10 protein-coding genes are annotated in these 14,353 nt (G+C 77.6%); 2 read left to right on the plus strand and 8 right to left on the minus strand.

Going from position 1 to position 14,353, the window contains the following annotated elements:
* The first annotated feature begins 88 nt into the window (after nt 1-88).
* Nucleotides 89-1,321 carry a carboxylate-amine ligase gene (locus NT8_RS08770; RefSeq protein WP_067966146.1) on the plus strand — a complete coding sequence of 411 codons (1,233 nt, stop codon included), beginning with the start codon at nt 89-91 and terminating at the stop codon, nt 1,319-1,321.
* 27 nt (nt 1,322-1,348) lie between these two features.
* Here NT8_RS08770 and NT8_RS08775 read toward each other — a convergent pair whose 3' ends face one another.
* From NT8_RS08775 to lanKC, 4 genes are all read right to left on the minus strand, one after another.
* Entirely contained in the window at nt 1,349-2,005 is a 657-nt protein-coding gene (locus NT8_RS08775) for an alpha-ketoglutarate-dependent dioxygenase AlkB family protein (RefSeq protein ID WP_067966149.1), read from the minus strand.
* Nucleotides 2,006-2,107: 102 nt separating this feature from the next.
* On the minus strand, nt 2,108-2,236 hold the full coding sequence (locus NT8_RS29240; protein WP_157515621.1) for a SapB/AmfS family lanthipeptide: 129 nt from the start codon (nt 2,234-2,236) through the stop codon (nt 2,108-2,110).
* 100 nt (nt 2,237-2,336) lie between these two features.
* Nucleotides 2,337-2,459, minus strand: a complete 123-nt coding sequence (locus NT8_RS29245) for a SapB/AmfS family lanthipeptide (protein ID WP_157515623.1) — start codon at nt 2,457-2,459, stop codon at nt 2,337-2,339.
* Nucleotides 2,460-2,622: 163 nt separating this feature from the next.
* A complete protein-coding gene (gene lanKC / locus NT8_RS08780) occupies nt 2,623-5,223 on the minus strand; it encodes a class III lanthionine synthetase LanKC (protein WP_084468760.1) in 2,601 nt (866 codons plus the stop codon).
* 605 nt (nt 5,224-5,828) lie between these two features.
* On the opposite strand from lanKC, the gene NT8_RS08785 reads away from it, so the two are divergent.
* Nucleotides 5,829-7,007 (plus strand): magnesium and cobalt transport protein CorA, encoded by a 1,179-nt coding sequence (locus NT8_RS08785; protein WP_067966150.1) that lies wholly within the window; start codon nt 5,829-5,831, stop codon nt 7,005-7,007.
* Nucleotides 7,008-7,109: 102 nt separating this feature from the next.
* On the opposite strand, the gene NT8_RS30395 is transcribed toward NT8_RS08785, so the two are convergent.
* The 4 genes from NT8_RS30395 to NT8_RS08805 form a co-directional block, all read right to left on the minus strand.
* On the minus strand, nt 7,110-8,294 hold the full coding sequence (locus tag NT8_RS30395; protein WP_394326570.1) for a VWA domain-containing protein: 1,185 nt from the start codon (nt 8,292-8,294) through the stop codon (nt 7,110-7,112).
* 501 nt (nt 8,295-8,795) lie between these two features.
* Nucleotides 8,796-11,096, minus strand: a complete 2,301-nt coding sequence (locus NT8_RS08795) for a DUF5682 family protein (RefSeq protein ID WP_245646091.1) — start codon at nt 11,094-11,096, stop codon at nt 8,796-8,798.
* On the minus strand, nt 11,096-12,193 hold the full coding sequence (locus NT8_RS08800) for an ATP-binding protein (protein ID WP_067966152.1): 1,098 nt from the start codon (nt 12,191-12,193) through the stop codon (nt 11,096-11,098). Before NT8_RS08800 ends, NT8_RS08795 begins: the two co-directional genes overlap by 1 nt.
* Nucleotides 12,190-13,905: a DUF5691 domain-containing protein gene (locus NT8_RS08805; RefSeq protein WP_067966153.1), complete on the minus strand. Its 1,716-nt coding sequence runs from the start codon at nt 13,903-13,905 to the stop codon at nt 12,190-12,192. The genes NT8_RS08800 and NT8_RS08805 overlap by 4 nt, the downstream gene beginning before the upstream one ends.
* Between the last annotated feature and the right edge of the window lie 448 nt (nt 13,906-14,353).

A 14,353-nucleotide genomic window follows, 5' to 3' on the forward strand; every position in this document is an offset into this window, starting at 1 on the left:
AGACTTTCCGCTCTGTCCGGAGAGTGGGAGGCCACCCCCCGCGCGGGGTATCAATAGGGCTCCACATCCGCGCGCGAGGGGCCGCCACATGACCGAACCCGGAACCGCCGGCCGTGCGGGGGCGCACGGACCGGCACCGCGCCCCGGCGGCACCGCGGGCACCGCGGCCGCCTCCGGGCCCGGCACGGTCCCCGCCCCCACCGTCGGCGCCGAGGAGGAGTTCTTCGTCGTCGACCCGGGCACCCGGGTGGCCACCGCCCGCGCCCCCGAGGTCCTCGCGGCCGCCGCCCGGCCCGGCGGGGCCGCCGGGCGCACCCGCGCCGAGCTGTGCGCCGAGATGACCCGCTACCAGGTCGAGGCCGCCGGGCCGGTCAGCCGCAACGCCGCCGAACTGCGCGGCCACCTCCTCACCGGGCGGGCGGCGCTGGTCGAGGCCGCCGCCCAGCGCGGCCTGGCGATCGCCGCCACCGGCACCGCCGTCCTCGGCGACGTCGCGTGCGCCCCGCTCAGCACCGGCGACCGCTACCGGGCCATCGCCGACGCCTTCGGGGCGCTGCGCGACGCCCACGCGGTCTGCGGCCAGCACGTGCACGTCGGCGTCGCCGACCCCGACACCGCCGTCGCGGCGGCCAACCACCTGCGCCCCTGGCTGCCGACGCTGCTCGCGCTGACCGCCAACTCCCCGTTCCACCGCGGCCGCGACACCGGCCACGCCAGTTGGCGGTGGTCCACCTGGTCCCGGCTGCCGTCGGCGGGCCCGCCCCCGCTGCTCGCGTCGGCGGCCGCCCACGACGAGGCGGTCGAGGACCTGCTGCGGTCCGGCGCCGCGCTCGACCGGCGGATGGTCTACTGGGACGTCCGCCCCTCGGCCCACCTGCCGACCCTGGAGATCCGCGTCGGCGACACCGCCGCCACCGTCGAAGAGGCGCTGCTGGTGGCGGTGGTCGTGCGCGGCCTGGTCGCCACCGCGCTCGCCGCGGTCGCCGACGGCCACCCGCCGCCCGCCCCCGACGACCGCGTCCTGCGGCTGGCGATGTGGCGGGCCGCCCGCGACGGCCTCGAAGGGTGCGCGCTCGACCCCGTCACCCGCGCCGTGCTGCCCGCCCGGCGGCAGGCCGAGGCGATGCTCGCGGCCGCGGCGCCCGGGCTGCGCGCGTGCGGCGAGGAGGACACCGCCCACGCCCTGCTGGGGCGGGTCGTCGCCGCCGGGTCGGGCGCCCGCCGCCAGCGCGCCGCCTACGAGCGGCGCGGCCGCATGGCCGACGTCGTCGACCTGCTCGTCCGCCAGACCCGGTTCGGCCTGGCCGCCGCCGACCGGTGAGCCCCGCCCGTGCGGGCCGGCCGCGGCTCAGTCGAGCCCGGTCGCCCGCACGGTGATGTTCAGCCGCCCGGCGTCCAGCCCGATCCCGGCGGGCCCGGTGCCCGGGCGCACGCGCGGCACCCCGTGGTAGGCGGCGCGCGCCGGGCCGCCGAACACGAACAGGTCGCCGCTGCGCAGCTCCACGTCGGTGTAGGGGCGGGTGCGGGTCTCGGTGTTGCCGAACCGGAACACGCAGGTGTCGCCGAGGCTGAGCGAGACCACCGGGACGTCGGCGCGCTCGTCGGCGTCGCGGTGCATGCCCATGCGCGCCTCGGCGTCGTAGAAGTTGACCAGCGCCACGTCGTAGGGCGGGTCGGCGGGGTCCGGCGGCGCCCCGTACGCGGCCTCGACGGCGCGCCGGGCCAGGCGCCCCAGCTCCGCCGGGAACGGGGTGACCGGGGTGCCGTCGGGCAGCGTCCGGGTATAGCGGTAGGGCTCCCAGTACCGGCCCAGCGCGGCCATCCGCACGCTCATCGTCCCGCCGCGCGGCATCCGGTGGCGGCGCATCCCGGCCGGGCCCGACGCCCACTCCCGGCACCGCCGCACGAGATCGCGCTGGGCGGCGGTGTCCAGCCACCCCGGCACGTGCACCGCGCCGGGGGCGACGGCGACCGGCCGGGCCGGGAACAGCGGTTCCTCCTCCATGCCCCCAGTCTCCCCGCAGCGGGGCGCGGCCGCACACGCGAGGGGCGGGACGCGCGTGCGCGCCCCGCCCCGGGCCGGCCGCGGCACGCCGCGGCCGGGGTGCTACGCGTCGGCCTCGACCGCTCCGGTGAAGCACAGGAGCAGGCTCAGGTAACTGGCCGAGTACGCGTTCTCGGCGCTCTCCTCGGCGGCCGGGGTCTCCAGCCCTTGCAGGTCCAGGATGAACGTCATGGCGCTTCCTTCGTTCGGGGGATGGCGGCCGGACGGGTCGCCGGCCGCGGCGGGCACGGGCCGCCCGGGGGGCGCGGGCCGCCCCGGGCGGCCGGGCGGCCTAGGACTCGTCGGCCTCGGCGATGCCGGTGAAGCAGAGCAGGGCGCTGAGGTAGCTCGCGCCGAGCTCGGCGCTCTCGGCGGCGGGGGTGTCCAGCGACTGCAGGTCCAGGATGAACGACATGGTGCTCTCTCTTTCTGTCGGGGTCTCCGACGGCGCGGAGATGATGCCCGGGCGGAACGTCCGCGGTCCGGGCGGAGATGGACGTCTGTCGTCTGCCAAAAGGCGCAGTGAGGAGTTGCGGGGTCCTTTCTGTCGGGCGGGACGGTGCGGGCCGGTCCGCCGGTCAGCCGCCGCTCGGGGGCGGCGGGGGCGGGGTCAGGAAGGGCAGCAGCGGGGGTCCGCCGCCGCGCGCGGCGGCGAGGGCGAGCAGCACCCCGGCGCCGCCGGTGGCGAGGTCCATGGAGACGCGCATCAGCTGGTCGCCGGGCAGCGCGACCTCGCCGCGCACGCCGACCATGTACCAGCGCAGCCGGTCGCGGGTGTGCGCGATGGCGTCCTCCAGCCGGTCGTCGGGGGCGGCCGGGTCGCGCAGGTGCGCGAGGGTGCCCATCAGCCCGGCCGTGCCCTGGAAGAGCATCGGGAAGACGCCGAACGCGGGCTCGGCGGCGCGGCGGATGCGCGCGAGGGCGGCGGCGAAGGCGTCGTCGTCGCGGTGGCGCAGGTACTCGCGCAGCACCAGGCCGATGCCGGCCGAACCGTCGGCCACGTAGGGCAGGGTGCGGCGGCCGTCGTCGACGTGCAGGGTGTCGTCGTCGGCGCGGTGGGCGCACCGCCCCAGGTCGTCGGTGAGTTCGCGGCGGGCGGTGTCGAGGTGGGCGGGGTCGCCGGTGGCCTCGTAGAGCCGCACGGCCAGCAGCGCCACCCCGCTGCGCCCGTGCAGCAGCCCGGTACGCGGCCGGCCGGCGGCGCCCGCGGCGGGCCGCGGCCGGGCGTGGAGGCGTTCGGCGGTGCGCAGGGCGGCGTCGCGCAGCCCGCTGTCGCCGAGCAGGTCGGCGAAGTGCAGCCGGTTGAGCGCGATGCCGCTGAGGCCGGCGAACAGGTCGTCGCCGAGGGCGGTGTCGTCGTCGCCGGCGGCGCGGTCGAGCACCTCCAGGGCGTCGTCGCGGCGGCCGGCCTGCTCCAGGGCGTGGGCGATGCCGTGCAGCCCGTCGTAGAACCCGAGCCGGTGCGGTGACGCCTGGGTGCGCACCCGGTGCAGCAGCCAGTCGATCCACCCGTCCTCGACGCCGTGCCCGGCGGCGGACAGGGCGTGTACGACGCCCGCCGCGCCGTGCGCCAGGCCCAGGGCGGAGATGCGGAACTGGTCGACGTCGCCGGGGAACAGCCGGTCGGTGCGCTCGGGGGTGGCGCTGAGGGCGATCGCGCGGGCGATCGACGCCTCGATGGCGGGCCAGTCGGGGGTGCGCCGGGTGCCGCCCGCGATCAGCGCGGCGGAGCGGGCCATCTCGGCGTCGGTGCCGGCCCAGGGGGAGCCGTCCAGGGCGAGGTCGGCCAGCACGGACTCGGCCCAGCCGTCGGGGACGGGGAAGACGTCGCGCACCGCGTCGACCAGGGTTCGGGCGGTCCCGGTGTCGAGGGTGAACAGCACGGTCAGCGGGAGGAACACCGACACCCGCAGGCACGCCAGCGCGTAGCGGTCGGCGGCCAGGGGGCCGCGCCGGTCGGGCGGGACGAACCCGGGCGCGCCCATGCCGGAGCGCGTCGTGTCGTCGGCGTCGGCGGCGATCTCGAAGTCGACCAGGGCGACCCGGCCGTCGGGCCGGACGAGCACGTTGTTGGGGTGCAGGTCGCCGAACGCCACGCCGCGGGCGTGCAGCCGGTCGAGGACCCGGGCGACGGCGTCGGTGGTGTCGAGCGCCCAGCGGGTGAACTCGGCGACGGCCGCGGGGTCGGGCTCGGGGTGGACCAGCGGGTGGCGGGCGACGGTCTCGGCGCTGAGCGTGGCGCCCTCGACGTACTCCTCGACCAGGAAGTGGTGCTCCCACGCCTCCAGGTGGCCGCGCAGCCCGACGACCCCCTCGACGCCGGACAGCCGGGTGAGGATGTCGCGCTCGTGCAGCAGGCGGGTGACCGCGTCGCGCCCGGTGTGCTCCAGGCCGGCGTGGGGGCGGGCCTCCTTGAGGACCACGGTCGCGCCGGTGCGGAGCTCCTCGGCGAGGTAGATGCCGCCGCCGTTGGAGAAGTGCAGGGCGGAGCGGATGCGGTAGGGGAAGTCGGCCGGGGTCTCGGCCGCGCGCCGGCGTTCCAGGTGCGGCCGGAGGAACTCGGGCGGCGTCACCCATTCGGGGTGGCGGAACACGGGTTCGCGGCGGTCGGGGACGAGGCGGCCCTCGGGGTCGGCCATGGCGGGTACCGGTACCCCGTATTCGTCGCGGACGTAGCGCATGGCGAAGGCGCCGTAGCGAATGTAGAGGGGGCCGTCGCCCCACCGCAGATCGCTGAGGATGTAGGGGCCGCCGAGTCCGCGCAGGCTCTCGGAGAGATCGTCGAGTGTGGCGCGCAACACATCGTCGTCGGTCGGGTAAACGGTGATGAATTTGCCGCTTCCGGAGCGGTCGGCGTACTTGAGATTGCGCGAAATCAACGCGGACTCGCTCAGCAGGAACTTGAATGCGATCCCGTGGGCGACGCAATACGCCGATGTGATGTCGAGGACCTTCTGGGCGGTTTCCCTATTGGCCGATACGTGGACCTTCCAGCCCTGCGCGGGAAGGCGCGCCCCCTGCGGGACGCAGTGGAACCACGTGCCGTCCTCCCTGGTCACCCAGTTCTCATGCGGCGGGTCGTCGGCCTGCCGGTAGCGCTCGCGGGTGGCCGTCCACTGCTGCGGATCATCGTAGAAGAGTCGGTCTGCCAGGCAATAGGGAAAGTAATTGAGCTTCATGCCCACTTCGCCGGGTCGTCGCTGTTCCTCGTCGTGCCGTCACTTAGGAGTATTCGGTGGGGATGCGGCGTGTCAAGCTCGGGTGACCCGGTTTGGTCGGGTGCGGACGGGTGGTTACCGAAGAGTATGCGGAAATGATCTTCCGGCATATTCCAGATGTATCGCGTGCTGAGCTGGTGAATTGCCTACTAAAGGAATTCGTATCCCCGATCCGGGTGCCGCGCGCGGAGTCGCCCGGAAGTCGGGGGAACGGTTATGTGGCCTTCGGGATGTAGACCCCGATTTCATGTCTGATTTCGCCCGTTATACGCATGTGATGGTCCATTGCGGACGCGGGATTGCAGAAGGGCGTGCATGCGGAGGTGCATCCGGGGGCGCATCCGGTCGCGCGCGGCGCCCACCGCCGCCCCGCACGCGGCGCGGGAGGCGGCGCAGCGCTCCCGGGGACCGGTATCGTGGAGCCGCGTCGAGAGCCGTTGCGGACGAACCGGGGAGGTGGGGCCGATCATGAGCCAACCTCCCAGTACCGGATAGCGCACGCGCCCCGCCCGCCGCGCGCGTGCCCTCAGGCCGTCCTCCGCAACGACCACGCCCAGGGGTTCCCCATGCCGCAGCGCCGCACCCTCGCCTGGCTGCCCGGCCTCCGCGCCGCCCAGCAGGTACGCCGCACCACCGACCGCCGCCGCCCCGCCACCGACGGCGCGCCGGCCCCCGAACTCTCCCTGGACCCGCGCCGCGAGACCCACCCCTCGCGCCCGGTCGAGGACAGCGTCATCGACGCCGCCGTGTACGTCGACGGCCACCGCCGCACCGCACCCGACGACCTCGGCGAACTGCACCGCTCCACCCCCGACGACCCCGGCGCCCTGGCCTGGATCGGTCTGCTCAAGCCCTCCAGCACCCAGCTCCTCGCCGCCGCCGACGAGTTCGGCCTGCACGAACTCGCGGTCGAGGACGCCATCGTCGCCCACCAGCGCCCCAAGCTCGAACGCTACGACGACACCCTCTTCGTCGTCCTCAAGGCGGCCCGCTACGTCGACGCCGACGAGACCGTGGAGTTCGGCGAGATCCACGTCTTCACCGGCCCCAACTTCGTGCTCACCGTCCGGCACGGCGACGCCCCCGACCTGTCCACCGTCCGCCGCCGCCTGGAGGGCGACCCCCGCCTCCTCGCCCTCGGCCCCGAGGCGGTCCTCTACGCCATCCTCGACGCGGTCGTCGACGGCTACGCCCCCGTCGTCGCCGGCCTGCAGAACGACATCGACGAGATCGAGACCCAGGTCTTCGACGGCGACCCCAAGGTCTCCCGGCGCATCTACGAACTGTCGCGCGAGGTCATCGAGTTCCAGCGCGCCACCCACCCGCTGCTGGGCGTCCTGCGCTCCCTCACCGGCGACGTCGAGCGGGCCGACTCCCACGACGAACTCCGCCGCCACCTGCGCGACGTCCACGACCACGCCACCACCGTCGCCGAGCGCGTCGACGGCTTCCGGCAGATGCTCCAGGACATCCTCGCGGTCAACGCCACCCTGGTCACCCAGGCCCAGAACGAGGAGATGCGCCACCTCACCGAGGCCAGCTACCAGCAGGGCGAGGTCACCAAGAAGATCTCGGCGTGGGCGGCCATCCTCTTCGCCCCCACCCTGGTCGCGGGCGTGTACGGGATGAACTTCACGCACATGCCCGAGACCCACTGGGCGTTCGGGTACCCCTTCGCCATCAGCCTCATGGTCATCGGCTGCCTCGTCCTCTACGCCGCCTTCAAACGCCGCAACTGGATGTAGGACCCGCGCGGGCGCCCGTCCGCACGGGCGCCCGGGTGCCGGTTCATCCCCGATGAGCCATAGCGCCTCCGGCCGCGCACCCACGCGCCGGGGCACCGGGGGTCAGCGCGCCGACCGCTCGCCCTCGGTCCACGCCGTCAGCGACCGCCCCTCCAGCGCGGCCGCCATCAGCTCGGGGAACCGGTCGGGCGTACACGCGAACGCCGGCACCCCCAGCGCGGCCAGCGCCGCCGCCCCGCTCCGGTCGTAGGACGGCGCCCCGTCGTCGGACAGCGCCAGCAGCACCACCACCCGCACCCCCGCTGCGGTCATCGCGGCGATCCGGCGCAGCGCGTCGTCGCGCACACCCCCGTCGTGCAGGTCGCTGACCAGCACGAACACCGAGTCACGCGGGCGCGTGATCAGGCCCTGGCAGTAGGCCACCGCGCGCGCCACGTCGGTCCCCCCGCCCAACCGGGTGCCGAACAGCACCTCCACCGGATCGGCGAGCCGGCCGGTCAGGTCCACCACCGAGGTGTCGAACACGACCAGCGACGTGCGCAGCGCCGGCATCGACGCCAGCACCGACCCGAACACCCCGGCGTAGACCACGGACGACGCCATCGACCCGCTCTGGTCCACGGCCAGCACCACGTCGCGGCGCACCCCGCGCGACCGCCGACCGTACCCCACCAGCGTCTCCGGCACGACCGTGCCCCGCTCCGGCAGGTAGTGGCGCAGGTTGCGGCGCAGGGTGCGGTCCCAGTCGACGTCGGCGGCCCGTCGCGGCCGCCGGGTGCGCGCCGACCGGTCCAGCGCGCCGCGCACCACCGAACGGGTCCGCCCCGCGAGCCGCCGCTCGACGTCGGCCACCACCCGGCGCACCACGGCGCGCGCCGACTCCCGGGTCTGCTCCGGCAGCACGCGGCTCAACTCCACCAGCGTGCCCACCAGGCGCACATCGGGCTCCACGGCCTCCATCAGCTCCGGCTCCAGCAGCAGCCGCTCCAGGCGCAGCCGCTCCACGGCGTCGGCCTGGAGCACGCGCACCACCTCGGCCGGGAAGAACGACCGGATGTCGCCCAGCCACCGCGCCACCGCCGGCGCCGACGCCCCCAACCCGCCGCGTCGGGGCCCGCCGCCGTCGCCGCGGTCGTACAGCGCCGCCAGTGCGCCGTCCATCCGCGCGTCGGCGCCCGACGGCTCCCCGCACGCGTCACCGGCCGCCGCCCCGAGGACCAGCCGCCACCGCCGCAGCCGCTCGGCCGCCGTCCCGCCGTCGCCGTCCACGGCACTCGCGTCGTCCACTCCGCCACCGCCCTTCGTCCCACACCGCTTCCCGCCATCCCCGCCCGCGATCCCGCCGGGACGGGTCACGCGTCTCCCTGCGCCGTTCCCCCCTTCCTGGAAGGCGGCACCTCCCGGCGCCGCCCGCCCGAGAACCCGCCCGCGCACCTCGGCACCCCCGCCGACCTCAAGGCCTCGGAGGCGGACACGCGTCCGTCCCGCCTCCCGCGCCGACCCGTGTACCACCCGCACCCGCGGTCTTGCCCGTGCGGGAGGACGCCCTCGTCCGCCCGCCGCCTCTTCCGCCGATGTCGGCGGGCCTGCGGTCGCTCCGTACCGGCGGGTTCGCGTCGCCCCGGCGCCCGCTCGGGGGAGCGGCGCGCCATCGTGCGCCGTGGAGGGGTGCCGGGCGCGGGGCGCTCGGGCTCTGGGGGCGTCGCTGAGCGTCCGCCCGCTGTGCGGTGGTCTCCCCTCCTTCTTCATCCCGGCGCGGGCGGTGCTCGTCGCCATCGCGCGGCCGCCTCACGGCGTCGCCTCCGGGCGCGGGTGCGGGCGGCCGTCCGGCCCCGCGACACTGTTCGGCGGGGGTGCGCCCAGCAGGGCCGCCGCCGCGGCCAGGGCCGGGGCGGCCCGGTCCGCGTCGAACGCGGTGGCAGTCCCCGTCCGCTCCGGCGCGGCACCGGACCGCCGCACCCGCTCCCCGATGGCCCGCCGCTCCGGGGCGGCGAAGCCGCCGAACGCCCGGCGCAGCAGCGGCAGCACCGAGGTGAACGCCTCGGGCGCCAACCCCGCCAGCCAGCCGTCGACCAGCGACAGCAGCGTCTCGTCGTGCACGAGCAGCAGGCCGCTGCCCGACAGGAACCCCTCGATCCACGCCGCCGCCCGCTCCGGCGGCACCGCCCGCGAGGTGGCGCGGCCCATCCGCGCGGCCGCCGCCCCCGCCGCCGTCCGCCCGCAGTCGAGCAGGATGCGCTCGGCCCGCCCGGCCACCCGGCCCGGCACGTCCGCCCGGTCGGCCACCGCCGCCAGCGCCGCCAACCAGTCCGCCACCGCGTCGCCGCCCAGCAGCACCGCCGCCCCGTGCACGCCGTCGACGGCCCGCACCATCGGGGCGGCCGCGTCGTCGCCCAGCCCCGACAGCGCCGGACCCAGCCCCGCGCACACCCGCGCCAGCAGGTCGACCGCGACCCGCCGCAGCGCACCCGCGTCCAGGCCCCGCACGTCGCCGTAGCGCGCCGACCGCGCCAGCGGCGGCAGCGCCGCCATCAGGTGCTCGATGTCGCCGTCCTCGGCCGCCCGGGCGGCCAGTTCCGCCAGCGCCGCGGCGACCGCGTCGGGCAGGTCGGCCTTCAGGCACTCCTCGGTCAACCGGGTCAACCGGGGCAGGCCGGACCGGCGGGCGAGGTCGGCGGCGCGCGCGCCCGCCGCGGCGGCCACGGTGCCGCCCCAGCGGCTCGCCTCGATCAGCGCCAGGTCCAGCTCCGGCGCCCACACCAGCGTCCACGCCTCGCGGAACGTCCCCCGCGCCCGCGCCCCGCCGTCGCGCGGCACCCCCCACTCGACGCCGAGCAGCCGCAACCGGTGCAGCAGCGCGCTGCGCCGGCGCGCGGTCTCCTCGCGCAGGTCGAGATCGAGGTCGCGCGGCACCGCCTCGGGCCGCAGCCGCAGCCGCCGCCGCTCCGCCGCGAGATCCCGCTGCAGCGGCACCATGGGCGTGTCGGCGGGCACCGACCCCAGCCGCTCGCCGACCGCCATCGCGTCGTGCACCAGGCCGGCGCGCAGCTCCGACCCCTCGCACAGCACCGCCGACACCGCCTCGGACAGCTCCGCCAGCCCCGCAAGCGGCCGGCCGCGCAGTGCCGCCAGCGCCTCGCACAGCCGCACCGCCTCGATCACGTGCGCCGACGACACCGGCTGGTCCTCCGCGCGCAGCCGGCGGGCGGCCTCGGTCAGCCACCGCTCGACCGGGCGGTCGGGCACCGTGAACAGGTGGTGGTACCAGCCGGGGGAGCGCACCCCCGCCAGATAACCCGACGCCGCCGCCAGCCGGCCGTGCGTCCACGGCACCCACGTCGCGGCGGTCCGCGCCCTCGGCAGGCCGCGCAGCAGCGCGTCGTCGTCGGCCACGCGCGGGTGCTCCAGCAGAGCGGGGACATGCCAGGCGCCGCACACCACCGCGATCCGGCGGCGGCCCGCCCGCAGCGCCGCCCGCAGCACCCGGCGCATGTGCGCCTCGCGCCGCGCCTCCCGGGCGTCCTCGGGCTCCGGCGCCAACTCGGCGCGCACCGCCGACATGGCCTCGGCGATCGCCGGGAACGGCGACGGCTGCCCCGGGGCGGGGTCGCCCCGCTGCTCCACGACGTCGTCCCACCAGCGCTCCGGGTCGTCGTAGCCGGCGGCCTCGGCGAGCACGCCCAGCGGGTCGACGCGGGTGCGCTCGCGCGCGGCGCCGTCGGCGTCGGGATCGGGAGCGGGTGCAGCGGGCTCGGCGGCCGCGGCCAGGCCGACCGCGGCGGGCAGGTCGCAGAACCGCACCTCGACACCGTGCTCGACGGCGTAGCGCAGCGCCTGCCACTCCGGGGAGAACACCGCGTACGGCCAGAACGACGCGCGGCCCGGGTCGCCCGGCACGTAGGCCAGCAGCGCCACCGGTGGCTCCAGCCCCGGCACCAGGTGCACGAGCCCGTCCGCCTCGGGCGGCCCCTCGATCAGGACCGCGTCGGGCCGCAGCTCGGCCAGCGCCGCCCGCACCGCCCGCGCCGACCCCGGGCCGTGGTGGCGCACGCCCAGGACGTGCACGCGGTCGGTGTCGACCCGGCGCATCAGCGGTCCACCTCGCGGCAGGCGCGGTAGAAGTCGGCCCAGCCGTCGCGCCCGCGCACCACCGTCTCCAGGTACTCGCGCCACACCACCCCGTCGGAGACCGGGTCCTGCACCACGGCGCCGTGCACCCCGGCGGCGACGTCGGCCGCGCGCAGGGTGCCGTCGCCGAAGTGCGCCGCCAGCGCCATGCCCTGGGTCACCACCGAGATCGCCTCGGCGGTGCCGAGCGTGGCGCTGGGCGACTTCACCCGCGCCCGGCCGTCCTCGGTGGCCCCCTGCCGCAGCTCCCGGAACACGGTGACCACCCGCCGGATCTCCGCCAGGCTGGTCGGCACCTCGGGCAGCTCCAGCGACCGGCCCAGCTCGCCGACCCGGCGCGCCACGATCCCCACCTCCTCCTCCGCCGTACGCGGTACCGGCAGCACCACCGTGTTGAAGCGGCGGCGCAGCGCGCTCGACAGGTCGTTGACGCCGCGGTCGCGGTCGTTGGCGGTGGCGATGACGTTGAACCCGCGCCGCGCCTGCACCTCGGTGCCCAGCTCCGGCACCGGCAGGGTCTTCTCCGACAGCACGGTGATCAGCGCGTCCTGCACGTCGGAGGGGATGCGGGTCAGCTCCTCGACGCGCGCGATGCGGCCCTCGGCCATGGCGGTCATGACGGGGCTGGGCACCAGCGCGGCGCGCGACGGCCCCTCGGCCAGCAGCCGGGCGTAGTTCCACCCGTAGCGCACCGCCTCCTCCGGGGTGCCGGCGGTGCCCTGCACCAGCAGGGTGGAGTCGCCCGACACCGCGGCGGCCAGGTGCTCGGCCAGCCACGTCTTCGCGGTCCCGGGCACGCCGAGCAGCAGCAGCGCGCGGTCGGTCGCCAGGGTGGCGACGGCGACCTCCACCACCCGGCGCGCCCCCACGTACTTGGGGGTGATCTCGGTGCCCCCGGGCAGGGTGCCGCCCAGCACGTAGGTGGTGACCGCCCACGGCGACAGCCGCCAGCCCGGCGGGCGGGGGCGGTCGTCGGCGGCGGCGAGGGCGGCGAGTTCCGCGGCGAAGTCCTGCTCGGCGTGCGGGCGCAGGACGGCCGCGGGCACGTCAGGGGTCACAGCAGCTCCTCGTACATGTCGGAACGGAATCGCAGGACGCGGACGAGCCGCGCCCGGGGGTCGCGGTCGGCGGCCCCGGCGAACGGGGCGAACAGCGGGTGCAGCTGCGGCGGCATCCACGCCTCGGCGCGCTCGCACACCCCGTGCAGCGCCGACCCCGCGCCGCCGGGGTCGGCCGCCCGCATGATGCGCGCGGCGGCCGCGCCCAACTCCCGGGTCCACGGGCACTCCAGGTGCTCGACGGCGGCCAGCAGGGCGCGCGGGGAGTCGGCGGCGCGGGCGCGGCGCAGCGCCCAGGCGCACCGCTGCGCGGCGGGCAGCAGGGCGAGCAGCGCCGGGCCCCGGCTGCCGCGCATGTCGTGGCCGCGGGTGAGCCGGCCCAGGACGGTCGGGACCAGGGCGCGCGCCCACGCGGCGTCGCGCTGCACCACGGCGGCGTTGGCCAGGGCGTCGACCAGGTCCCAGTCGCCCGACTCGGCGGCCAGCCGCACCACGCGGGCGCGGTCGCCGCCGAGGTGGTCGGTCCACACGTCGAGCGGGGCGTGGGTGACCAGGGTCCACAGCCACTCGCGGCGGACCTCGCCCGGCGGGACGCCCGCGGGTGCGCTGAGGTCGAGGTCGCGGGCGAGCGCGGTGTCGCCCAGGTCGGGCAGGCGCACCCGGGGCCGGCCGTCGGGGCCGGGGCGGATGTGGCGGCGGGCATGGGCGGCGAGGCGCGCGCCGTGCGCGGTCCCGGGCAGCCGGGCCAGCAGCGCCCGCGCGGCGGCGCGCACCCGGGGTACCGGGTCGGCCAGCGCCTCCACCAGCAGCGGCTCGTGGCCGGGGGAGAGGCGGTCGTCGAGGGATTCCAGCATCACCCGGCGCCGCCCGGGGTCGGCCGCCCGCCACTGCTCGGCGGTGAAGGGGCCGACGGGGCGGAGCCGGGCGGCGAACGACCAGCGCGGGTCGAGGTCGGCCAGCCACGCGGCCCGCGCGCCGCCGGCCCGCAGCACCGCCCGCCCCAGGGCGTGGTCGCGGGCGCCCCGGTCGAGCAGGTCGGGCAGCAGCTCCGGGGGGACGCGCAGGCCCCTGTCGCCCGCCAGCGCCAGCCACTCGGCCAGCAGGCGCCCGGCGGCAGCGGCGCGGCGGCGCTCCTCCGTGCCGGACCGGGGGCCGGGCTCGGCGGCGGCGCGGCCGACCGGCGGACCGGCGGCGGCGGGGGAGGCACGGCGGTGCCGCAGCGGGCGGCCGATGGTCGGCGGCGCCCCGCCGGGGGCGTCGCCGGCGGCGCGCGGGTCGCCGGCGGTCGCGGCGTCGGTGGTGGCGGACGGCGGGCCGGCCACGGGGGCGTCGCCGGCGGCGGACGCGCCGCCGCCGGCCGTGCCGCCGCGCACCGGGGTGGGGCGGCCGCCGGCCGGGGCGGCGCGGCCGGACGCCGGGCCCCCGCCGGTGGAGGGGGCGGTATCGGCCGCGAGCAGGGCGCGCAGCCGGCGGGCGGCGGCCGGGCCGACGACCGGGGTGGTCTCGGCGGGGGCGGGCGGTAGCGGGACGGCCCGGCCGGGCAGCCGCCCGGCGCGGTCGCGCACCACCACCAGCGCGGCGCGGTCGAGCAGCGCCAGGGCGGGGTCCTCCTCGGCGGTCGCGGGCACGCCGGGCGGCGCGGGCGCGGCTCGGCGCGCGGTCCCGATGAGCGCGGCCGACACCAGATCGGGCCACGTACTGGTCTCCGGCACGGGCGGGCGGTCCTCTCCACGGGGGTGCGGTCGGACACGGTCGTGTCGGGCCCCGGAGCGGGGCCGCCGGTGGGCGGCGGCCGGGGCGGCGCAGGTCAGCCCGCGCGGCCGGCCCCGTTCCGGCGGGGACGGGCGAGGGGGGCGCGGCCGGAGTCGGAGCCGGTTCGGCGCCGGGACGGCGGCGCTCCACCGGGTTGCACCGGGGCGGGGGGAAGGGGTGCGGTCATGGGCTCCTCACGTCGATCGTGTCGGGGGTATCGCTGCGGCCGGCCACCGGTGCGGAGCCGCCCGGGGCGGCGGTGCCGCCGAGCGGTGCGCGCACGAAGGTCCGGTACGCCCACCGGGCCGGGACCGCGACGCGGGGGTGGCCGCTCGGCGGCCCGATGGATCAGCGGGCGGAGCCGCCGCGGCGCTTCCCGTGCGTGCGCGGGGTTCGCGGAACCCGGTC

The sequence above is a fragment of the Nocardiopsis trehalosi NBRC 14201 genome (assembly GCF_001552555.1).
Lineage (GTDB): Bacteria > Actinomycetota > Actinomycetes > Streptosporangiales > Streptosporangiaceae > Nocardiopsis_B > Nocardiopsis_B trehalosi.